15 protein-coding genes are annotated in these 21,896 nt (G+C 58.0%); 4 read left to right on the top strand and 11 right to left on the bottom strand.

All coding sequences use genetic code 11. The annotated features are described in order from the left end of the window. Positions 1-42: 42 nt before the first annotated feature. From fdhF to H7846_RS15630, 3 genes are all read right to left on the bottom strand, one after another. Positions 43-3,114: a formate dehydrogenase subunit alpha gene (gene fdhF / locus H7846_RS15640; protein ID WP_186693403.1), complete on the bottom strand. Its 3,072-nt coding sequence runs from the start codon at positions 3,112-3,114 to the stop codon at positions 43-45. Between the two features lie 39 nt (positions 3,115-3,153). Next, positions 3,154-4,437 carry a flavin monoamine oxidase family protein gene (locus H7846_RS15635; protein WP_186693402.1) on the bottom strand — a complete coding sequence of 428 codons (1,284 nt, stop codon included), beginning with the start codon at positions 4,435-4,437 and terminating at the stop codon, positions 3,154-3,156. 69 nt (positions 4,438-4,506) lie between these two features. Continuing rightward, the gene (locus tag H7846_RS15630; RefSeq protein ID WP_186693401.1) at positions 4,507-5,907 is read right to left on the bottom strand and encodes a CCA tRNA nucleotidyltransferase; all 1,401 of its coding nucleotides are present in this window, start codon (positions 5,905-5,907) and stop codon (positions 4,507-4,509) included. Between H7846_RS15630 and tsaD the strand changes: the two genes are divergently transcribed. The 3 genes from tsaD to H7846_RS15615 all read left to right on the top strand — a co-directional run bounded on the left by tsaD (position 5,906) and on the right by H7846_RS15615 (position 10,831). Then, entirely contained in the window at positions 5,906-7,162 is a 1,257-nt protein-coding gene (gene tsaD / locus H7846_RS15625; protein WP_370561294.1) for a tRNA (adenosine(37)-N6)-threonylcarbamoyltransferase complex transferase subunit TsaD, read from the top strand. The genes H7846_RS15630 and tsaD overlap by 2 nt on opposite strands. Before the next feature lie 242 nt (positions 7,163-7,404). After that, entirely contained in the window at positions 7,405-8,877 is a 1,473-nt protein-coding gene (gene cysS / locus H7846_RS15620) for a cysteine--tRNA ligase (protein ID WP_186696431.1), read from the top strand. Positions 8,878-9,445: 568 nt separating this feature from the next. Continuing rightward, positions 9,446-10,831, top strand: a complete 1,386-nt coding sequence (locus H7846_RS15615; protein WP_255460677.1) for an acetyl ornithine aminotransferase family protein — start codon at positions 9,446-9,448, stop codon at positions 10,829-10,831. An 8-nt stretch (positions 10,832-10,839) separates the two neighbouring features. Here the strand turns inward: H7846_RS15615 and H7846_RS15610 are convergent, their stop codons facing one another. The 3 genes from H7846_RS15610 to H7846_RS15600 form a co-directional block, all read right to left on the bottom strand. After that, complete coding sequence (locus H7846_RS15610) at positions 10,840-11,289, bottom strand: MerC domain-containing protein (RefSeq protein WP_186693400.1); 450 nt, start codon at positions 11,287-11,289, stop codon at positions 10,840-10,842. Positions 11,290-11,369: 80 nt separating this feature from the next. Then, positions 11,370-14,096 carry a TonB-dependent receptor gene (locus H7846_RS15605; protein ID WP_186693399.1) on the bottom strand — a complete coding sequence of 909 codons (2,727 nt, stop codon included), beginning with the start codon at positions 14,094-14,096 and terminating at the stop codon, positions 11,370-11,372. A 113-nt stretch (positions 14,097-14,209) separates the two neighbouring features. Continuing rightward, positions 14,210-14,560: a hypothetical protein gene (locus H7846_RS15600; RefSeq protein ID WP_186693397.1), complete on the bottom strand. Its 351-nt coding sequence runs from the start codon at positions 14,558-14,560 to the stop codon at positions 14,210-14,212. Positions 14,561-14,696: 136 nt separating this feature from the next. Here H7846_RS15600 and H7846_RS15595 point away from each other — a divergent pair, with 136 nt between their 5' ends. Next, positions 14,697-15,746: a hypothetical protein gene (locus tag H7846_RS15595; RefSeq protein ID WP_255460676.1), complete on the top strand. Its 1,050-nt coding sequence runs from the start codon at positions 14,697-14,699 to the stop codon at positions 15,744-15,746. A 1-nt stretch (position 15,747) separates the two neighbouring features. Here the strand turns inward: H7846_RS15595 and H7846_RS15590 are convergent, their stop codons facing one another. The 5 genes from H7846_RS15590 to H7846_RS15570 form a co-directional block, all read right to left on the bottom strand. Next, positions 15,748-16,788: a sensor domain-containing diguanylate cyclase gene (locus H7846_RS15590; protein ID WP_186693395.1), complete on the bottom strand. Its 1,041-nt coding sequence runs from the start codon at positions 16,786-16,788 to the stop codon at positions 15,748-15,750. Between the two features lie 129 nt (positions 16,789-16,917). Continuing rightward, entirely contained in the window at positions 16,918-17,961 is a 1,044-nt protein-coding gene (gene moaA / locus H7846_RS15585) for a GTP 3',8-cyclase MoaA (protein ID WP_186696428.1), read from the bottom strand. Positions 17,962-18,104: 143 nt separating this feature from the next. Beyond that, on the bottom strand, positions 18,105-19,088 hold the full coding sequence (locus H7846_RS15580) for an electron transfer flavoprotein subunit alpha/FixB family protein (protein ID WP_186693393.1): 984 nt from the start codon (positions 19,086-19,088) through the stop codon (positions 18,105-18,107). Beyond that, positions 19,085-19,852, bottom strand: a complete 768-nt coding sequence (locus tag H7846_RS15575; protein ID WP_186693391.1) for an electron transfer flavoprotein subunit beta/FixA family protein — start codon at positions 19,850-19,852, stop codon at positions 19,085-19,087. The genes H7846_RS15580 and H7846_RS15575 overlap by 4 nt, the downstream gene beginning before the upstream one ends. Further along, positions 19,849-21,864 (bottom strand): (Fe-S)-binding protein, encoded by a 2,016-nt coding sequence (locus tag H7846_RS15570; protein WP_186693389.1) that lies wholly within the window; start codon positions 21,862-21,864, stop codon positions 19,849-19,851. Before H7846_RS15570 ends, H7846_RS15575 begins: the two co-directional genes overlap by 4 nt. Between the last annotated feature and the right edge of the window lie 32 nt (positions 21,865-21,896).

The raw sequence follows: 21,896 nt of genomic DNA, 5'->3' as shown, positions 1-21,896 counted from the left end.
AGGGATTCTTCGATGCGTTCAAGGTGACGGCAAGTAATCCATTCAGACTTTGGTGGATGTGATCTGCACTAATTTGTCTTCGGGGCGTGTGCCGGGAAGGTGGTAGTCGGGGCGGGCCCATTTGCGTTCGATCTCGACGCCGTTCTGCGGTGTGCGAGTTGCGAGGCGAAAATTTCCGGGACCAAGAGGGCCTCGGTTCTTCCTGCCCTTGCGACCGGTGTCGTCTTGTTCAGGAAGGACCTCCATAGAGACTGCGGATTCTTTGAAGGCAGGGGTATGAGTGGCGCGGTCAGTGTGACTACTGGTGAGTTCGTTGACCGGCTCTTTGACGGAGTTGAGGGTCATGTAGAGCTGCTTGCCATGGACGCGGTCGGTGACGAGGGCCTGAAGCTGGACTTCGCCATAAGGAGAACGCAGGCGGACGTAGGTGCCTGTGGTGATGCCGCGTTCGGCGGCGAGCTCTGGAGAGACCTCGACGAAGTTCACGGGTGTCATCCTGCGAATGCCGGGAGTGCGACTGGTCATCGAGCCTTGTTCGAAGTGTTCGAGCAGGCGGCCGTTATTGAGGTGGAGATCGTAGGTCTGATTGCGTTCCTCGGACGGCGGAATGTATTCGATGGGATAGAAGCGAGCTTTGCCGTCGGGAAAGTTGAATTCTTTGGTGAAGAGGAGCGGGGTATCGGTGCCGTCGGGGTGTACGGGCCATTGCAGGCTCTTGAAGCCTTCAAGACGCTCGTAGGTGACACCGGACAAAAGTGGGGTGAGGGAGGCGATCTCGTCCATGATCTCGGAGGGGTGGGTGTAGTGCCACTTTGCGCCGAGGCGGTTGGCGATGAGCTGGATGATCTCCCAGTCGGCTTTGGATTCGCCGATGGGATCGAGGGCTTTGTAGATGCGCTGGATGCGGCGCTCGGTGCTGGTGAAGGTGCCGTCTTTCTCAAGCGAGGCGGCTGCGGGAAGAACGAGGTTGGCGTAGCGGCAGGTCGCGGAGAAGTTGATGTCCTGGACGACGAAGAACTCAAGCTCTGAGAGGGCTTTGGCGACATAGTTGGCGTTGGAGTCGGAGGTGATGGTGTCCTCGCCCTTGATGTACATCGCCTTGATCGTGCCTTCGAGAATGGCGTCGATCATCTGGTGATTATCTTTGCCTGTAGAGGTGGGGAGGGTGACGCTCCAGGCGGCCTCGAACTTCGCACGGATGGCTTCGTCATCAACCTTCTGGTAGCCGGGAAAGACGTCGGGCATAGAGCCTAAGTCGCTGGCACCCTGGACATTGTTGTGTCCGCGAAGAGGATAGGCACCGGCGTTGGGGCGCATGTAGTTGCCGGTGAGGAGGAGGAGATTGGAGAGAGCGGTGGCAGTGTCGGAGCCGCCGGTGTGCTGGGTGACTCCCATGGCGAAGAGGATGCAGACACCGTTGGCTGCTGCGATTTCATTAGCGACGGTGACGAGGGTGGGCTGCGGGATGCCGGTGACGCGCTCGGTGTGTTCGAGGGTGAAGGGCTCGAGAGACTTTTTGTACTCCTCGAAGTGGTTAGCCCACTGCTCGATGAACTTCGGCTGATGGAGGTTGTGGTCGAGGATGTACTTCGCGACACCGTTGAGCCAGACGGAATCGGTGGAGGGATTGGGGCGAAAGAAGAGGTCGGCACGCTCGGCCATCTCGTGCTTACGCAGGTCGGCGACGATGAGGCGAGTGCGTCCAAATTTGTGGGAACGCTTGACGCGGGTAGCGAGGACGGGGTGGTTTTCGGCGGGATTGGCTCCGATGATGAGGACGAGGCCAGCGCGTTCGATATCGGCGATGGAGCCGGAGTCGCCGCCGTACCCGACCGTGCGCTGAAGACCTTTGGTTGCGGGATTCTGGCAGTAGCGGGCGCAGTTGTCGATGTTGTTGGTGCCGATGACGGCGCGGGCGAGCTTCTGCATCAGGTAGCTCTCCTCGTTTGTGCACTTGGAGGATGCGATGAAGGCGAGAGCGTCGGGGCCGTGTTGCTTTTTGATGGTGGTGAACTTCTCTTCGATCAGGTCGAGCGCTTCGTTCCAGGAGATCTCGACGAAGGTGTCGTCTTTGCGAAGAAGGGGTTTGACGAGACGATCGTCTGCGTTGATGTGTCCCCAGGCGAACTTACCTTTGATGCAGGTGGAGATGCCGTTCGCGGGGCCGTGAGAGGGTTCGATTTTGAGGATGTGACGATCGCGTGTCCAGACTTCGAAGGAGCATCCGACGGCACAGTAGGTGCAGACCGTTTTGGTGCGTTTGACACGGGCGTGGCGCATCTCGGATTCGATATCGGAGATGGCGAGGATAGGACTGTAGCCGATGGGAGGTTCGACGGCTTTGACCACGTCGATCATCTCGTCGAGGACATTGTGCGGCAGATTGGTGAGGTAGCCGGCGTGACCGAGCATGGATTTTTCCATCAGCGCATTGCAAGGACAAACATTCACACAATGTCCGCAGGAGACGCAGGAAGAACCGTCGATCTTCTGGCTACCATCCCAGAGCACGCGAGGATGCTCATTCGCCCAGTCGATGGTGAGGGTTTCGTTGACCTGCACGTCCTGGCAGGCTTCGACGCAGCGTCCGCAGAGGATGCACTGATCGGGATCGTAACGATAGAAGGGATTGGAGAGGTCCTGGGGATAAGGCTTGTGAGTAAAGGGCCGCTTCTGATGCTTTACGTCGAGAACGGCGGTGGTGTTGTGGATGGTGCAGTTCTGATTATTGTTGTCGCAGACGGTGCAGTAGAGCATATGGTTCTGCAGGATGCGGTCGAAGGCCTCGCGCTGGGCGATATCGACGATGTCGCTTGTGGTGACAACGCTCATACCCGGGGTGATCTGGGTGCCGCAGGCTCGAGCTAGTTTGGCCGGTTCTCCTGGCGCGGCGCTGACCTCGACGATGCAGGTGTCGCAGCTTTCGATGGGGCCCATCTGGGGCACGTAACAAACCTGGGGAAGAGGTTTATGCTGCTGTTCTTCGCGGTAATCATTGATGAGATCGATCAGGAGATTTCCGGATCGCGCTGGAACTGTCACGCCATCGAGAGTGACTTGCGTATCGGGAGTGCGGTCGTGAGGGGTGTTCAATAACGGGCGAGGGATAGCCATATCGGCTCAGATGCTACCGCGAAACTCTGCGTTTTCCTATCAGGGTAGATTGAGTATTTGTTGCGCTGCCCGCAGGCCGGAGCGAATTGCGGCGTGCACAGTGCCCCAGTTGCCGGTCGTGTCGGTATGTTCGCCCGCGAAAAAGAGTGTGTCGGCGATGGGTTCGGAGAGGCGACGAGGTGCGCTCAACCCGCCGTTTGCGATGTAACTGTAGGCTCCGAGCGAGAACGGATCGTGTTTCCAGTCGTGGAAGTAACAGCCGAGAAGGAGTTCCTGAACCTTATTGACTGGAAGCGAAAAGATGCGGGCGAGGGTAGAGCAGGCGTGGCTGGCGAGTTGATCGGAGGTTAGGCCCTCGAGCACGGCAGAGCGAGGACCGCCGATCCATCCCGTAAGCAGGCCGCTGAGGTGCGGGTGAGTCGTCCACCATACCGGAGGCGTCTCTTCGAAGCTGAAGAGGAAACTGAGATCGGTGACGGGTGATGCAGGAAGAAGCGAGGTCCAGAACGGCTCACGAAAGTTCAGCGTGAAGCGGATGGCATGGCCCATGCAGAGTTGGGAAACGGCCTGGAAGATGTCGTCGGGGCGGGGTTCGATCGACAGGGTTCCGGCCTGCAGGACTCCGAGGGGTACGGTGATGATGGTGCGATGAGCGGAGAAGTTTTGCTTGTCGTCGATGGCCTCAACCGAGGCTGGTATCCAGCGGATAGCCTGCACGGCGCTATTCAGGCGAATGGTCCCTCCGTGGTCGATGATCTTTCCGGCAAGGTATTGCACGATACGGTCGTAGCCTCCACGGAGATAGAACATGCGGTCGCCTTCAATGGAATCTTCTGCATTCTGCTGTACGCCGAGAGCAGCGGAGCTGATCCGACTGGCATCGGCGGCGTTGAAGCCTTCGACAAAGCCCCGAGCGGAAGCTCGCTCGGCTTCGGTGGCGTTGAGCGACGAAAGGTACTCGTTGAAGCTGATGTCCGGCCCTTTAAAGTTTTCCAGGTCTTCCAGTAGGTGGAAGGCCAGCTCTTCTTCACTGCGGCGTTGGAGAGAGCCATTCTGAAAGCTGATCTGGGAGCCGTCGCGCTCGTAGGTTTCGAGGGCAGCTTCCTTGATAAGAGCCCAGAGTTCGGGAGGGCGACCGTGAATAAATTCGGCTCCCAATTCGATGGGTTGTCCGCCGAAGTGGTGGGTGAGGATTCGTCCACCGATACGATTCCGGGCCTCGAGCACAGTGACGCGAACTCCGGCCTCGACCAGGGCGCGAGCGGCGGTGAGGCCTGCGATCCCGGCTCCCACAACGATCGTGTCGAGGCTCCGTTTGCTCATAGGTTGTTCTTGCTACCTGAACTGTGGGCCTGCTGGATGGACGAAGAAGGGCCGGAGGAAGACGCAGACCTATTTTACGGGCAGGCCGAAGCGGCTCTCGATGAAACGGAGAGCCTGATCTGGCGTGGAGATGGAGCCCTCCAACTGAGCATCCTCGGCGGCTTCGAGCATCTTTCTGAAGCGAGGGCCGGGTGGGTAACCAGCAGCGATCAGCTCGCGTCCGGTTAGAAGGGGTTTTGGCTGGATGGATTCAATTGGCGTGGCTTCGTACTTTTGTTTTGCGAACTCGTAAAGGCTGAGATCTCCATGTGAGGAGAGACAGTCCATGCGATGCAGCACAAGGTGTTCGTCGAAGCGAGGGAGGCGAAGGAAGCGCTTCAGGGTGGATTCCCGCATGTGCTTCACGTCACCGAAGCGCATGTGGTTTTTTACCAGGGCGACGATCTGGGAGATTTCTTCATTGGAGAAGCGCAGGCGTTGCAGGATGACTTCAGCGATGCGTACACCGACCTCGACGTGTCCGTTGAAGCGGATGCGGTCGTGTGGATTAGCGGGGTCGGGGGCCTGGAAGGTGGCGGGCTTGCCGGAATCGTGAAGCAGCGCTCCCCAGGCGAGCGTAGGGGAGACACCCGCAGGGAGCTTTTCGAGCAGAAGCAGGGTGTGGATCCAGACGTCGCCTTCGGGATGGTACTCGGGTGGCTGCTGGACGCCATGCAGCTTGGTGATCTCCGGGAGGATGTAGGGAAGGAGGCCGAGCTGGTCGAGAAGCTCGAAACCATAGCGCGCTCCACCTTCTGTGAGGATCAAGGTAAGCTCGTCGCGGACGCGTTCCGGGCTGACGATGGTGATCTGGGCAGCCAGCTGACGGATCGCAGCGGCGGTCGCGGGATCGATGGCGAAGCCGAGCCGGGCGGCGAAGCGGACGGCCCGGAGCATGCGCAACTTGTCTTCGGTAAAACGCAGGGTGGGGTCACCGATGGCGCGGATGACGCGCGTGGAGAGATCATCGCGTCCGCCGACATAGTCGAGCGTAGCCACGACGGGGTCGCCAGTGCGGTCATACTGCTCGGGGTCGAGCAGCATGCCGTTGATCGGGAAGTCGCGACGAAGTACATCTTCGCGTGGATTGGTGGAGAAGCGCACGGCGTCGGGACGACGGCCATCGGAGTAGGAGCCGTCGTGGCGGAAAGTAGCCACTTCGGTGGAGATGCCATCTGGTTCACAGACGAGGACGACTCCGAAGTGTGCTCCGACGGTGAGAGTTTTTCGATCGGGGAAGAGTTGGAGGACCTGATCCGGTGTAGCGCTGGTTGCGACATCAAAGTCCTTGGGTTCGACGCCAAGGAGGAGGTCGCGCACGCAGCCACCGGCAAGGTAGGCCTGGTGTCCGGCATGGCGCAGAGTCTCCACGATGCTGCGCGCGGCGAGATACTTCGGTGTTGCGATGTTTGGTTTGGAGGACCCGGCCATGTCTCTCCCCTATGATAAAGAGATGCGCGATTTGAGCCAGGACGGTAAGGGAAGCGGCCTGGGCAGTGGATTGATTCTAGGCATCGAAAGCTCATGCGACGAGACCGCGGCCGCGGTGGTGCATGCTGGTACAGGGGCGTTATCGAACGTGGTGGCGTCGCAGATGGATCTTCATGCGAACTACGGGGGGGTGGTTCCGGAGCTGGCGTCACGGGAGCATTTGCGCAACGTGGTTCCAGTAGTGCGAGCCGCCATGGAGCAGGCAGGCGTTTCGTTCGAAGAACTGGACGCCATTGCAGTAACGGAAGGGCCGGGGCTTGCGGGTGCGCTGCTGGTGGGGATCACGTATGCGAAAGCACTGAGCTTCGGGTTGGGAAAACCGCTGATCGGGGTGAACCATCTGGAAGGTCACATCCATGCGGTGTTAATGGAAGCAGGGAAGCAGGTCAGCGAGTCGGCGAAGCTGCTGGCGTTAGTCGTATCAGGCGGACATACTCATCTGTACCTGGCAGAACAAGCGGGGGATCTTGCGGAGAAGAGCGCCGCTGGGGTGTGGCGATACTGCAATGTAGGTCGAACGGTCGATGACGCCGCGGGCGAGGCATACGACAAAGTCGCCAAACTGTTGGGGCTGGGGTATCCGGGCGGGCCGTGGATTGATGCTCTTTCGCGGCGAGGGAATCCCCATGCAGTTCCGTTTCGGTTCGCGCAGATCAAGCCGAGGGCCCATCGTGAAGGAGTTTCTCTGCCGAACAAAAAGGCTCCTGCAAGATCGTCGGGGCCGAGCTTTGACTTCTCCTTTAGTGGCATCAAGACGGCAGTGCTACGTTATGTGGAGACTCACCATATGCGCGAGAGTATTGAGGCTCGCCGCAGGGCGTTGGCTGAGCATTCGGAATGGCGTCCTGGTTCAGACGAAGCGGCGGCGCTGTGTGATCAGCAGACGCTGGACCTGATTGCATCATTTCAGTACGCAGTGGTCGGCAACCTGCTACGGCAGGCATTTGCGGCTGCCGAGATGTATGGAGCTGAGGGCATCGTCGTCTCGGGAGGCGTTGCGGCGAACAGCGAGTTGCGACGACGGTTCCAGTCTGAAGCAGACCGGCGTGGGTTGCCGGTGGCGTTTCCTTCGCTGGCGCTCTCGACGGACAATGCCGCGATGATTGCAGCGGCGGCGTGGCCGAAGTTTGTCTCCGGCGAATTTGCCCCGGAGACGTTGGGAGCGACTCCGCAGCTTCGTCTGGGCGGGAAATGACCGACTCGATATCTCGATCCATTACTTATTTATGCCCGCTAGGAACCTGATTAACCGCAGATCCTTCGATTTCGCTGCGCTCCGCTCAGGATGACACTTTGAAATACCTGATGGCTGAGGCAGGGGTTCCTTGCTGAACCTAAAATGGGGCTATCAGCTAAAATCGACAAGGAAATCTAAAAGGGAGTCTGCACCGCGCCCGTGTGGTCGGCTGCGACGGGACAAAAGCGCACGTGGCAACGATGGAACTCTTTAATACTCTTGGCGACAAGATCGAGAAGCTGGAACCGGTGGGTGCGCCTGAACTGCGAATGTATTGTTGCGGGCCTACGGTCTACGACTATGGGCACATTGGCAACTTCCGTACCTTTCTGCATGTAGACGTGCTGCGTCGCTTTCTGCGGCAGCAGGGCATGGCGGTGAAGTTTGTGATGAACGTCACCGATGTGGATGACAAGATCATCCGCAACGCTGCGGCGGTGGGAAAATCGATCGCTGAGTATACGAAGAAGTACGAGCACGCGTTCTTTGAGGATTCAGACGCTCTGGGGATTGAACGGCCGGAGGTGGTGGCCCGGGCGACGGATTCGATTCCCGACATGGTGACGCTGATCGAGAAGCTAGCCTCCGAGGACATCGCCTATAGGGCTGAAGATGGAAGCTGGTACTTCCGCATCGCTCGTTTCCCGGAGTACGGCAAGCTGTCGCGCAAGGACTTCGAGGGCATTGAAGACGGCGCGCGGGTAGATGTGGACGAGTACGAAAAGGATGCGGCGCGCGACTTTGCTTTGTGGAAGGCTTGCAAGCCGGGTGAGCAGAGCTGGAATACGGCTCTGGGCTGTGGCAGGCCGGGCTGGCATATCGAGTGCTCGGCGATGGCGATGAAGTACCTGGGGCAATCGCTGGATCTGCACTGCGGCGGCGAAGATCTGATGTTCCCGCATCACGAGAATGAGATTGCGCAGTCGGAGTCGGCGACGGGCAAGCCCTTTGTACGGCATTGGATGCATGTGCGGTTCCTCCTGGTGGAAGGGCGCAAGATGTCGAAGTCCGAAGGGAACTTCTACACGCTGCGTGACCTGTTGTTGAAGGGCTATCGCGCTTCGGCGATCCGTTTTCTGCTGATCTCGGTTCCGTACCGGCACCAGATGAACTTCACCTTCGAGTCGCTGACGGAATCGACCAATGCCATTGATCGGCTGCGTACATTCCATCAGCGAATGCTGAAGGGCGGGCTCGCGGACGGCCTGGATGAGGCGATTGCTGCGGTGACGGCGAAGACCGAGACAGACTACACGGCCGCGTTGGCAGACGATCTGAATACAGCGAATGCACGGGCAGCGATTTTCGAGCTGGTACGTGCAGCAAACTCGGCTGCGGATGCTGGAACGCTGCGAGCGGGGAACGTCAAAGAGATCTTGCGTGTGCTCGATCTGTTCGACGGTGTCTTTGCTGTATTGAAGGACAACGACGCTACAATCACGCGCGCCGCACTGACATGGGCCGAAACGGAAGGGCGGCTTGGAGAGGCTTCATCGGAACTGGTGACGAAGCTGTCGCTCTCCGACGAGGACATCGATGCGCTGGTTGCAGAGCGGACGCAGGCGAAGAAGTCCCGCAACTTTGCTCGTGCGGATGCGATTCGCAACGACCTTCTAGCCAAGGGAATCTTGATCGAGGACTCCAAGGACGGAGTTCGCTGGCGCAGGAAGTAGGCCGAATTTAAAGGAACTGCAGATCCTTCAATTTTTATGGTTCACATTCGCTTCGCGGCGACTCATGCAAAGACTCCTGATTGTATGAGAACAATGGAGATATAGAGCAGTCGGCGACATCCGTTGGGGGTGGGCTATATCGTGCGTGTCTTTTAGGTGATGAGGCAATTAAAAATCAATAGTCGACCGTCTTGATGTCATCGCGCTATACTTCCGGCCACGAGACTCTGTATGCCGAAGAGCATTTCCTATACGAGAACTGATAGCAGATCCAGCGGGATGACAGCATTGGATCTATGCGTTCAGCCCGCGGTGATGCGCCCCGGTCTCTTCGCCGATTAGTAATTTCTTCTCGCATCTTCAGCCATTTCTTTTGTACGCGAAGTAGAGGTTATTCAGTACCTCAGCGACTAAAGCCACATTTCCAGATGTGCTGCTAAAGCACGTATTCGACTTCGCTCAGGGCAGGCTCTAAAGTCGTGCCTTTAAGCAAGACATTCGACGATTGGGTCGTCGCGCTGCAAAGGAATGGGAGGTTTAGAACAGTTGCGACTAAAAGGAGAAATTTATGAGCCCTATGACACAGGCGCAGGCCCGTATTGCAAGTGAAGCTACGTTTGCAGAGCATGGCCCGAAACTAAAGACAGCACTCCCTGGGCCGTTGGCGAAGAAGGCGATTGCAGCCGATGAGCAGTTGATCTCGCCGAGTTATACGCGAGGCTATCCGTTAGTGGTGAAGTCAGGGAGCGGAGCACGCATTACGGATGTAGATGACAATGAGTTTCTGGATTTTACGGCTGGAATCGCGGTCAACTCGACCGGGCATTGCCATCCCGATATCGTGCGAGCGATTCAGGATCAGGCGGCGAAGCTGATTCATATGTCGGGCACGGATTTTTATTACGAGAGCATGGCAAAGCTTGCGGCGAAGCTGTCGGCGATCGCGCCGATGCGAGGGCCGCACAGGGTCTACTATGGCAACTCTGGTGCGGAGGCGGTGGAGTGCGCGCTGAAGCTGGCTCGCTATCACACAGGGCGTCAGAACATCATTGCGTTTCTTGGGGCTTTCCATGGTCGCACGATGGGTGCGTTGTCGTTGACTGCTTCGAAGCCGCAGCAGAAGCGACGATTCGCTCCATTGATTTCCGGCGTGCATCACGTTCCCTATCCGAACTTTTATCGGAATTGCAGTGAAGACCCGAAGGAGAGAGAGGAGTACGCACTGGGTTGCGCGCGCTACATCGAGGAGAGGCTGTTCAAGACGATTCTTCCGCCGGAAGAGGTAGCCGCGATCTTCGTAGAGCCGATTCAAGGTGAAGGTGGATATGTCGTAGGGCCGGATGTGTTTATGCAGGAGCTTCGGAAGATCTGCGATCGGCATGGGATTTTGCTGGTTGCCGATGAAGTCCAATCAGGGATGGGCAGGACAGGGAAGTGGTGGGCGATTGAGCATACGGGAGTCGAACCGGATATCGTCTGTAGCGCAAAGGGAATCGCAAGCGGTATGCCGTTGGGAACATGCATAACGCGAGCGGAGGTCATGGATTGGAAGCCGGGTTCTCATGCGAGTACCTTCGGAGGAAATCCGATTTCGATTGCAGCGGCGCTTGCGACGATGGATGTGTTGGGAGGCGGAGCAATCGCAAATGCAGATCAGGTCGGCGGCAAGATCATGGAGCGACTGCGGACGTGGATCGATCGACATGCGAATGTTGGCGATGTTCGTGGGCGAGGGCTGATGATTGGTCTCGAGCTGGTAAAGGACCAGAAGACACGCAAGGCTGCGGGAGAGTTGCGCGATCGTGTGGTTGAGCAAGCATTCGAGCGAGGCCTGTTGATTCTGGGGTGTGGGGAGTCGAGTATACGGCTCTGTCCTCCCCTAGTGGTTACACAGGACGAAGCGGATATTGCGTTGGATCTACTGGAAGAGTCGTTGATTGCTTCGTTGAAATGAGCCTTAATTTAAGGCGCTACGTTTGTCGAATGACAAGTATCGGAGCTTTTGCATGCGAGATACTGCCTGCAAAAGCTCCGATTGAGCGGATGAGCAGCGACAAGCATGCCTGATCCAGGAAGACTGAGGTAGAGTTCTGTCGCACGGTTGAGCGATTCACCTGACCACGCGACGATCAGGATGAACGAGATGCTGATCCCAATAAGCAAGAGAAGAGCTTTGCGCCGATGGAGACGATAGCCGGGGATGAAAGCGACTGCTCCAAGAAGGACGATCCCGATCGCAAGCAGACGATGGAACCAGGCATCGCCCGGTAAGTAGGGAATGATACTTGGGAAGAGGCTGATAACCAACGGAGTAATCAGGCAGTGGAGAAAGCAGACGCCTGAGGCTACGGCACCCAGAAGATCGGCATGGCGGCGCAAATGCGCCTGCGATGAGGAGAGTACGTAACTCATCGGTCAGGTTCCTTTAACTAGATTTGTTTATGCAAAGAAAGAGCGCAGAGCTGTTATCTGCGCTCTTTCTGTTGAAGGAGTTAGAAGCTGTAGCTAATCTCTGCTGTGATCGCGCGCGGGGTGACGTAGTGCGTTCCCGAGAACGTCGACAGGAAGTTATAGAGCGCGTATTTGTTGGTGACGTTGACGGCAGTAACTCTCAGGCCGATCTTGCGTTTATCGCCATGGAAGAGGTTGTCTTCTCCGAGAGCGATATCGAAGAGGTTCCGTGGCTGGATACGCGGTGGGTTCCGATCGTCGTTGCCAGTATTAGGAGCGGGGATCTTCAACAGGCCTGAGCTAAGTTGCGAGGCCAGACAAAGGTCCGGCAGTGGATTGCCAGGGGTAGCACGAACGCCATTGCAGGCCAGTCCAGCTTGGAACTGCTGGTCCGCGGTAAGGCTCGAGAGACTGACTGCGGGTTGGCCTCCGATCGTGAGTGGATTGCCGTTTGGATCAAAGGAGAAGTTGGAGCAGCCGCTGTTGGGATCGGTGACGTTATAGCAGGGTGTGGAACCGGCGACGAGGCCGCTGTCGTATCGCCAGTTGAATCCGAGCCAGGTGCTCTTTCGGAAGGGCAGGGTGTACTGCAAATGTGCAGTCTGGTTGTAGCGCTCGTCATGGTCAATGCGGAACGGATAATTGGAGCCCGGAGTTCCGGGGGTGGTACCAATTCCTCCGACCTGTGGATTGAAGAACCGCGCCGAGACTGAGGAGAGAACGAGGAAGGCGCTGATGCCGTGCGTCTCCGGCACATTGGCGCGAAGAGCGAAGCCGGGAATCTTCGAGTTATGCCAGGCAATGGGGAAAGTGATGGGTGTCGAGCCGAAGACGGAGAAGTCGTAGGCGTTGTGGGTGTACTTCCAGATGTACTCGCCGCTGACGACGAGGTGTCTGCCGAAGGCCTGCTGGATTCCGGCGTGGAACTCATTGCGGAAGCCCGGATCGAAGGACGCTGGAACGCACTGGCCCAGAGTTTCGAAGATGCCCTGAATCACAGGATCGTAGCAGCCTTTGACGGAGAGGACGAGATTCTCGTTGAAGGGGGTCTCCATCACACGGGCATAAGAGGCCCTCAGGACGGTGTTGGTTTGCTTGATGTTGTAGGAGATGCCGACGCGGGGTTCAGCCTGTCGCTGGACCGAGAGGCCATTGTAGAGGTCACCGCGAATGCCGAGGTTGAGGAGCCAAGGACCTTTGGTGATCTGGTCCTGCGCGTAGAGCGCGAGCTGTTTGACATCGGTACGTCCGTTCCAGAAGTAGTTGATGCCGCCACGAGTCAGGTCGTGAGGCAGGAGCACTGGATTGAAGGCATCGTTGGCTGTCAGATCGGCAGCCGCGCATTGGCTGGGATCGGTAAAGCCATTGACGGGACTACCTTCGGCATCCACGCACGGAGCGTTGAGAGCAGGATCGACGATGCCGGTATGCAGGTTTTCACGAAGGAAGGTCTGCTGATAGAGGGCGCCGATCTTCACATTGTGGATGCCCTTGACCCATGAGATGTCGGAGCGAACGCCGGTGTTCGTCAACGTACGGTATTGCTGGACGGTCTCCTGCTGGATGGGCCCGAGATCGGCCAGAGGATTGTTGCTGGGAATGTAGTTGTAGCCATCGCGCCGGATGTAGGCACCGAAGTTGAGAACGGTGTTTTGATTGATGATATGCGTCCAGGTTGGAGCGATATTGAAGGTTTCAATCTTTGAGCGTTGATCGGCCGCACCGACTGAATTTCCGAACTGATCGAAGACATTCATGGTGTCGTAAGAGTTGGGGGTTTGAAACCAGGAACGGGTGTACTGCAGGTTGGTATGCAAGGAGTCTTCATCGGCGAACTGGAAGTCGACGCGATCGAAGATGTTTTGCTGATTGCCTTTGTTGTGAAGGGTCTGAAACTCGGGACCATCGAGGAAGCGGCCAGAGTTCATTCCGCTGACGGCGAGGAAGTTGCCCCAGTTCTGGCCACCATAGGCGATGTTGCCGTCGAGACTGGCGGTGCCAAAGGTGCCGTAGTCGAGGGCAATACTGCCGTGCGGCGAGGTGACTCCCTGGCCGGAACGGGTGGTGGCTTTGATGATGAGACTGGTCTTGTCTCCGTATTCGGCGGGCGGGGCTCCTCCGATGACTTCAAGAGACTGGACGGCATCGGAGGGAAGCTGATTGGAGAAGACCTTACTCTGCTGGTCGGTGATGGGCTGACCATCGACGGAGAAGGAGTTCTCTGCGTGATCGCCGAGGCCGTGGAAGAGACCGTTGGAGTCTGCTGTTACGCCGGGTGAGGAGAGCGTCACGATCGAACTGAGCGAGGAGGACTGGCTTTCCAGTGGCATACGGTCGATGGTGGAGCGATCGACGTCAGTATGGAAGGTGGAGTCGTTCTCGATGAGATCCGAGCCACTTTCGACAGTTACAGTTGTGGAGCTTGCGGCAAGGCTGAGCTGAATGGGAAGGGTGATCGGGACAATGGAGTTGATGTCAACCGATTTGCTGGCTGCACCGAACCCTTCTGCTGAAACGGAAATGCGATAGGGGTTGAAGGGAACGTTATAGAAGCGGAATTGACCGGTAGCGTCCGTGGTCGCCTTGCGGGTGTAGCCGCTGACGTGATTCGCAATCTCAACACTTGCTCCCGGAACGAGGGCCCCGCTGGGGTCGGTGATGGTTCCGGAGACGGTTCCGGAATTGCTCTGAAAGGCGTACGCACTTGGGAGAAGAGAACTGAAGAAGAACAAAATGGAAAGAAACCGTAGAAAAACGGGCCTGCGCATGGAAAAACTCCTGTCGAAGCTACAAAGGGCGTTCGAAAGACGACGCCGTGATGAATGACAGGTAGCGGTGATTCAGGGGAAAGTGATTTCCAGAAACACGAATACCTGCGGGACTAGACGTAGTCCTGCGCAGGTGGGGGGCGGCTGGCCATTTCGAAGCGCCAGCGGAAGATGCGGATGGCTTCGGCAGCGACTGAGTCCAGTCGCTGGATGGAGAGTGTCGGTTCTGGAGCGAAATAATGTGGAGCTGCAAGGACGGAGTGCATTGCCACGCAGAGCGGGCAGTGGTCATCCGGTGCGGGGCCATTCTGATGTGGGCCCTGCTTGAGTGCGGAGAACTCCGCGTGCGTATGAGAGACCTGTGCCGTGCTCATGAGGCTGACTGCAAGGATGCAGACCAGCGCGAGAACCTGCAGCCACATAGGCCGTTGTTCTCGAATGCCGAGCTGGAAGAGCGTGCACATGAAAAAGTCGTCTCTTTTTGTTTAGCATAGTGAGGTTGAAATCCCCAACTTCCCTTCCCTTACTGTTCGCATCGGCGGCGCGTCTAACGGAGCGCAGGGGGCTAAACTGAGAGACCGGATTCTATGGATTAAGACGATGCGAACAGGGGTAAAGGTTTTTCTCATTTTCCTGCTCTTTTCGGGGCTGGCCTCGACGGGCAGGTTGCTGGCGATGCAGTCTCAGAAGCCGCTTCCTTCAGCGGACGCGGCTGCGCCTCGCCGTACCCGTTTGATTTTGAAGGACGGAAGTTACCAGGTCGTAATGAGTTATCGGATCGTGGGCGATCGGGTACGGTATGTCTCTGCCGAGCGCGGAGGGGCAGAGGAAGAGATTCCCGTAGCCTTGGTCGATTTTGACGCGACGCATCGCTGGGAGCGCAGCCACTCGCAGGCTGAGGAGGACGGGAGCCAGAGCGCGGCGCCTGCGATTGATCCCGAGTTGCTGAAAGAGGAGGCAGATCGTGCTGCGATGACTCCCGAAGTTGCGCCTGATTTGCGTTTACCGGAGCTGGATAATGTGCTGGCGCTCGATACCTTTCAGGGGCAGCCGCAATTGGTGCCATTGCCGCAGTCAGACGGCGAGCTGAACCACAATACGGGCCACAACGTCCTGAAGGCTGTGGTGAATCCGCTCTCCAGCTCGCACCAGCTCGTCCAGCTGAAGGGAGAGCGGTCGATGGTGCAACTGCACGTCGATACTCCAGTGATCTACATCCGGTTGGGCGATGCGATCGTGCCGAGCGGCAGTATGCCATTGACCGTCGATACGCATGGAGCCTCCAGCGCGATGAAGGATAAGCCAGGCGATCCTGCAGCAAGTCGCTATGTGATTGTGAGGGCTGATGTGCGGACAGGTTCGAGAATCGTCGCCTCGTTCAAGATCAGCATGATGGGCAATGTTCGCCAGGACGAGGACGTGGTGGATACGAAGATGGAAGTTCTGCCAGGCGGCCATTGGATGAAGCTGACTCCTCGCCAGCCCCTAATCTTCGGGGAGTATGCGCTAATGGAAGTGCTGTCGGACCACGAGGTGAACCTGGGAGTGTGGGACTTCGGCATACATCCGACGGCTCCGGCAAACCGTGACGCAATTTTGCCTCAGCCGAAGCGGCCATTTGCACTGTCACCACGCAGGCCCGATCAATAGATCAGCGCGAAGAACGAATCGGCGTCGGGATCTTTGGACGATCGAGCAGAAGACCCCGGCCGGCGACCGCGATGTTGTCGCGCGTAGTCTTGGCCAGGTACATCATCTCGTCGGCGGCACGCAAAATCGCCTGAACGGTGTTACCGTCCTCGGGGAAGGTGGCGAGTCCAAAGCTGCCCGACAGGCCGAGAGAGAGACCGGCGCCTTCCAGAAAACGGTTGCGCCGAAGGTCTTCATGCAGCGCCAGGGTCGCTCCTGTACCGGCAGCTTTCCCCATGCCGGGCAGCAGCGCGACAAATTCATCGCCGCCATAGCGGAAGGAGGAGTTTGCCGGGCCGAGAGAGCGGCGCATCAGGTTGCCGACCTCGGAGAGCAGACGGCTGCCGATCAAATGCCCGTGCGTATCGTTGACGGACTTGAAGCGGTCGAGATCGATAAACAGAAGGCTGAATTCCGTTCCTTTTGCGACCTGCTCTTCGAGCATGGTGTACAGGTGCCGAGCGTTGAACAGTCCGGTGCAGTCGTCGGTGATGGTCAGCTCCTGGATCAGCGTCATCGAACGGGAATTCTGGATGGCAATTGCAGCGTAATCGCAGAGAATTCGAAGGAACGAGATAGAGTACTCCGACAACAGGTCGAGTTTGCTGTTGAGGAGCTGAATGACGCCGAGCGTCTTGTCGCCAGAGCGTACCGGGACGCAGGCGATGGACTGAATGTTGAGATCAGGGTTCTTCGCGACGAAGGCGGACCATTGCGGATCGAGCCTGACATCCGGAACGACAAGCGGGTTTCCTGTAGATGCGACCCACCCGGCCACACCTTCGCCCATATTGATGCGGAGACCTCGCAGACTCTCTGCGTTTTCTCCAACGGCGATGGCATAGAAGAGCTGGTTCGTTTTTTCATCAACCATCAACATGGACCAGCGCTCGGGGCCGAAGAACTGCGCCATCTTGTTCATGATGGTGCTGAGGATCTCCTCCAGCTCCAGGCTGGCCGTCAGTCCGCGCGCCACGTCGTGGAACATCCGAAGATGATCCATCTGGCGGCTTTCTATTACTTCGAACTGGCGGCGTTCTTTCAACACAGAGCTTTGATCCTGGCAGGTTATGGAGAGAGTGTTTTATCGGGAAAATAAAACTTTCTTCGTTTCTATCATTGCCGATGGTTGTTAGCCACCAATATGAACCATATTGCGTAAGGGTTTTTCAAACCCCGGTTCCCCAATGTGATGACGTTCTTCTTTTTGAAATACAACGCTACGAATATACGCAGCAAGCTCCTGATCGGTTCCCCCGCGAAACATCCGGCCATAGAGATCGTGGTCACTCTGCGAAAAAAGGCAGGTGCGAAGTTTGCCGTCGGAGGTAATGCGGATACGGCTGCAATGTCCGCAAAATGGGCGCGAGACGGGAGCGATGATACCGATCTCTCCGACGCCGTCGTCGAAGGTAAACCGTCGCGCTGTTTCGCTTGCGGAGTGTTGCGGAAGCTCAACCAGCGGGCGGAAGTGGTTCAATCGAGCAACGAGTTCATCCATGCGGATGACCGTCTCTGAACGCCAGCTGCGGTCCTCTTCGAGCGGCATGAACTCGATGAAGCGAACGATGACTCCTTCGCGTCGCGAAAACTCGGCGAAGGCCTCAATCTGGTGATCGTTGAAGCCGCGGAGCAGGACGCAGTTTATTTTGACCGGGCCAAAGCCGACGGCTGTTGCCTTGCGAACTCCTGCAAGCACACGCTCGAAGCTGCGTGGAACGCGGGTGATGGCCGCGAAGGTCTCGGGTTCGACCGCATCCATACTGACGGTGATTCGCTTGAGCCCCGCTTCCATTAGGGGGGCTGCTAACGGCTCGAGGAGGTGCCCGTTGGTGGTCAGGGCGAGATCGATCGGAAGGCCTGAGTCTGTCGCGGTCCCGTCGGAAAGGAAGGCAGTGCGTAGCGTGGAAAGCTCGTGCACCATTTCGACAAGCCCAGAGCGAAGCAGAGGTTCTCCTCCAGTGAGGCGAACTTTTTCGATGCCGAGCGACACCATGATGCGGACCATGCGGAGGTAATCCCCCGTGGCCAGCTCGGTGTATTGAGCGCCTTCATTTCCAGTACGGCAGTAGACGCATTTGTAGTTGCAGCGATCGGTGACCGAGAGGCGCAAATCAGTAATTGCGCGGCCAAAACGGTCGCGCAGGCGTCCGTGTCCTGTTTGCTCCATCCGCATGATCGATTCGCCGTCGATGGGAAGAGGTGGGGAGATGGTCGCCATGGCCCTCGTCTTTCATTTATTCGATGCGCGTGGCCAGAAAAACGAAACAAGTGGAACAGGCCTTCAGTATAGATGCAAGGACAAACCGCGAGAGATTTCTATGCTTTGGCCGTTTGGATTGCCTTGGTCAGTTCAGGAACAATCTCGAAGAGATCGCCGACGACTCCGTAATCGGCGACTTCGAAGATCGGCGCATTCTCGTCTTTGTTGATTGCGATAACAGATTTGGAGCCTTTCATCCCAACCAGATGCTGGATCGCTCCGCTGATACCGATGGCGAGATAGAGTTTCGGTGAAACGGTCTGGCCGGAGCTGCCGACCTGCCGCTCCATGGGAAGCCAGCCGTTATCGCAGATAGGACGCGAGGCGGCGAGCTCGGCCCCGAGGGCCTGGGCGAGCTCTTCCACGATTGGAAGATTATCTTGCTCGCCGATGCCCCGGCCGACAGAGACGATGACGGGAGCCTGAGTAAGATCGACGGTCTGCCCAGATTCGCGGAAACGTTCGCCGGGCTTGTTGCGGATCTGCGAGGCTTCAAGTTGTGGAGTAAAAGTTTCAGGAGTACCTGAGGAAGTGGATTCATCGGCGCGGAAGCTGCCGGCCTGGAGAGAGACGAAGCAGGGGCCGGTTCCGGCGTGACGATAGTCGGCGTTGAGCTTGCCCTGGAAAAGCTGCCGGACGAAGACGGGGCCCGCGGAGCCAGCTGAGTCATAGCGGATGGCGATGACGTCGCTGATGAGGACTTGTTTGAAGCGTGTCGCGAGCGCGGGGGCGAAGTCGCGGACCTGGTAGGTATGTGGGAAGAGAACGTAGGAGGGTTCCAGCTTCTTGATTAGCTGCTCGAGCGCGATAACGTATGCGTCCGAAGTGTATGGCTCGAGCAACTCGTGCTCAACGAGATAAGCAGTAGTGGGTTGCCCGCCGATTTGCCAGGAGAGCGCGGCGCCTTTACCTGCGAGAGTCGCTACGGCAAGTGGCTGACCGGTCTTTTCGGCGAGAGCGCGGCCTGCGGCGACGGCCTCATAGCTCATGCGATTCCAGGTACCGGAGCGTTGCTCCAGGATGACGAGAACTCCGCTCATAAAACCCTCACTTCGAACTTCAATTTTTCTACGATCTTGGTTGCGATCTCAGACGGAGAGCCGGTCAGCATCTCGGTCTTCTTCTGTTTCTCGGGAAGGTAGACGCGATCAAGCGTGACCGCTGAAGCGGCAGTAGAGGCTGAGGCCGCGACGGTCTTAAGCTCCTTGGTTTTGGCTTTTTTGATGCCCATGAGTGTGGCGTAACGGAGTTTGTTGCCACCTGACTGGATGGTAAGCAGCGTGGGAAGGGGCATCTCGACGTGCTGGAACCAGCCGTCTTCGAGCTCGCGTTTGACCTTTAGACCCGTACTTGTTGGCTCGACGTGCATGATGATGGTGGCGTGTGGGATGCCAAGCAGCTCAGCGAGGACAACGCCAGTCTGTCCGAGGCCGAGATCGTCGGACTGGAGTCCGGTGAGAATGAGGTCGGGAGACTCGGGTTTGATGGCGTCGGCGAGGATCTGGGCGATGCCCAGGGTGTCGAGTCCGGTGAGGTCTTCGGCCTCGATGTGGATGGCGCGGTCAGCGCCCTTGGCGAGTGCCTCGCGCAGAGTGGACTGGACGCGCTCAGGGCCGGCGCAGACGACGATGACCTCGCCGGTGCCGTTTTTCTCTTTGAGTTGGAGGGCCTCTTCGAGGGCATAGGCGTCGGGCTCGTTGATGGTGTAGTTGAGGTCGGCGTCGTCGATCCACCTGCCGTTGGAGGCGATGTGGATGGGAGCGTCGCGCTCGGGGACCTGTTTGATGGCTACTACGATCTTCACTCGGTTCCTCCAGAAACTTGTGGCTGTGATGCAGGTAATGCGCGGGCGGTTAGTTGGGCGATATCGAGAAGTTGTGGTGGCGCTTCGCTAACGGCGGTGAGTGCATCGCGGAACATGGTATTGCAGAAGGGGCAGGCTGTGCCGACGACCTTCGCGCCTGTGCCTGCGAGTTCTTTGGCGCGGACATGGCTGACGCGCTCGCCCTTCTCTTCGCCGAGGAAGGCGAGTCCGCCGCCGGCTCCGCAGCAGAAGCTGCGCTCGTGGGAGCGCGGGGCTTCGACGAGGGTGCCAGCCCGGGCGACGACGGCGCGGGGTTCTTCGTAGATCTCCTGGTAGCGGCCGAGGTAGCAGGGGTCGTGGTAGACGATGCTGTCGCCGGACTGTTGGGGCAGGCGGTCGCGGTGGCGGGCCATGAACTCGGAGTGGTGCTCGATCTGGGGTGCGATGCCGAACTCGCGCCAGTCGTTGGCGATGGTGCGGACGCAGTGGGGGCAGATGGCGACGATCTTCTGAACCCTGGCGGTCTCGAAGGATTTGAGGCCAGACTCGGCAAGGGTCTGGAAGACGAGATCGTTACCGAGGCGTCGGGCAGGGTCGCCAGTGCATTTCTCTTTCTTGAGGACGCCGAAGGTGGTTCCTAGGTGCTGCATGACGCGAGCGAAGTCGGCGATGATCTCGCGGCCCTTGGGGTCGTAGCTTCCCATGCAGCCGAGCCAGAGGCAGTATTCCTGAGTGCCGTCGAAGATGGGAAAGGCTTGCTTCTGTATGAATTTGTCACGCTCTATTGCGCTGAGGCCGAGCGCATTGCCGTGCTTTTCGAGGGCAAGGAAGAGCTTGGTGCCGTAATCGTCTTCCCACGCACCGGTATTGGTGGCTCCGCGGCGCAGGCCGACGATAATCGGGACATGCTGGATGCCCACAGGGCACTGGTACTCGCAGGAACCGCAGGTGGTGCACTGGAAGGCGGCCTCCATGCTGAGATACGGAGCGGGCGGATTGTCGGGAGACGGGATGCGTTGCTCCGTCAGGAGCGGGTTGTCGGATGCTGGGCCGAACTCGTTGAGATAGCCACGCATTCCAAGGATGATCTCTTTTGGATTGAGTAGCTTGCCTGTATTGGCAGCAGGGCAGTGTTCGGTGCAGCGGCCGCACTCGACGCAGCTATAGGTCTGGAGAGAAACGAGCTGGGTAATGTCCTTTCCGGCGACCAGGCCGAAGTCTTCATCGTCGCTCAGAGGGGGGATTGTCGAGAAACCACCGTTCTTGAGAAAGACGGTTAGCGGACTGAGAACGAGATGCAGGTGCTTGGTGTGCGGGATGAGAGGGAGAAAGATCAGCAGGGTCAGTGTATGGGCCCACCATAGCGACTTTACAGCTGCTCCACCGTTCGTGACAAAGAAGGCTGCCAGATAGGTGGCCATCAGGAGGAAGATCAGGAGAGCAATGACTCCGGATTCGTAGGAGAGTTTCTCTCCAAGCCAGATGGGACGGATGAAGAAGCGGCGAATAAACAGTCCGGCAATAGAAACGGCGACGAGCAGAGCCCAGACAGCAGCGAAGAGGAAGTAGAACCCTCCGAGGATGCTGGTGGGAGAGAGGAATCTGAGGCCGAAGCCGGTGGCGATGTGGTTGAGACTGACGAGGGCGAAGGCGAGGAATCCCCAGAAGACGAAAGCATGGGCTAGACCGGGGAGAGGGCGTTGGCGGATGACCTTTCCCTGGCAAAGAACCTCCCAGAAGAAGTCCCAGACACGGCCGCTGAGGGGAAAGAGCGAGAAGTTCGCGTCTTTTTTCGAACGGAGGATGTTGCGGAGGATGGGGCTAAAACGCCAGAAGAAGAGGACGGAGGAAACCAGAATTCCGATGGCGAGGAGGATGGATTCGATAGCCGGGAAATGGCCGGGTTCCGCCAATGTGGAAGGGAGAAGAGAAGAGTGTCTGATATGGAGAAGAAGGACGGAACCCGCGTAATAACGGGTTCCCGGTGTCAACTGGAGAGCCTCAGCAACCATCCGAACCTGTCCGCGAGCAGAGCACGGGTGCC

The sequence above is a fragment of the Edaphobacter sp. 4G125 genome, from assembly GCF_014274685.1.
In the GTDB taxonomy this organism is placed as follows: Bacteria; Acidobacteriota; Terriglobia; order Terriglobales; family Acidobacteriaceae; genus Edaphobacter.
The sequence above is the reverse complement of the archived record's forward strand: the minus strand, read 5'-3'. Positions and strand labels throughout refer to the sequence as shown.

Coding starts and splice junctions, on each gene's coding strand:
- tsaD (WP_370561294.1), top strand. CDS start 5,906: ATGTCTCTCCCCTATGATAAAGAGATGCGCGATTTGAGCCAGGACGGT.
- H7846_RS15570 (WP_186693389.1), bottom strand. CDS start 21,864: ATGGTTGCTGAGGCTCTCCAGTTGACACCGGGAACCCGTTATTACGCG.
- H7846_RS15600 (WP_186693397.1), bottom strand. CDS start 14,560: ATGTGCACGCTCTTCCAGCTCGGCATTCGAGAACAACGGCCTATGTGG.
- H7846_RS15595 (WP_255460676.1), top strand. CDS start 14,697: ATGCGAACAGGGGTAAAGGTTTTTCTCATTTTCCTGCTCTTTTCGGGG.
- fdhF (WP_186693403.1), bottom strand. CDS start 3,114: ATGGCTATCCCTCGCCCGTTATTGAACACCCCTCACGACCGCACTCCC.
- H7846_RS15580 (WP_186693393.1), bottom strand. CDS start 19,088: ATGAGCGGAGTTCTCGTCATCCTGGAGCAACGCTCCGGTACCTGGAAT.
- H7846_RS15590 (WP_186693395.1), bottom strand. CDS start 16,788: ATGGATCATCTTCGGATGTTCCACGACGTGGCGCGCGGACTGACGGCC.
- H7846_RS15615 (WP_255460677.1), top strand. CDS start 9,446: ATGAGCCCTATGACACAGGCGCAGGCCCGTATTGCAAGTGAAGCTACG.
- H7846_RS15605 (WP_186693399.1), bottom strand. CDS start 14,096: ATGCGCAGGCCCGTTTTTCTACGGTTTCTTTCCATTTTGTTCTTCTTC.
- H7846_RS15630 (WP_186693401.1), bottom strand. CDS start 5,907: ATGGCCGGGTCCTCCAAACCAAACATCGCAACACCGAAGTATCTCGCC.
- cysS (WP_186696431.1), top strand. CDS start 7,405: ATGGAACTCTTTAATACTCTTGGCGACAAGATCGAGAAGCTGGAACCG.
- H7846_RS15610 (WP_186693400.1), bottom strand. CDS start 11,289: ATGAGTTACGTACTCTCCTCATCGCAGGCGCATTTGCGCCGCCATGCC.
- moaA (WP_186696428.1), bottom strand. CDS start 17,961: ATGCGGATGGAGCAAACAGGACACGGACGCCTGCGCGACCGTTTTGGC.
- H7846_RS15635 (WP_186693402.1), bottom strand. CDS start 4,437: ATGAGCAAACGGAGCCTCGACACGATCGTTGTGGGAGCCGGGATCGCA.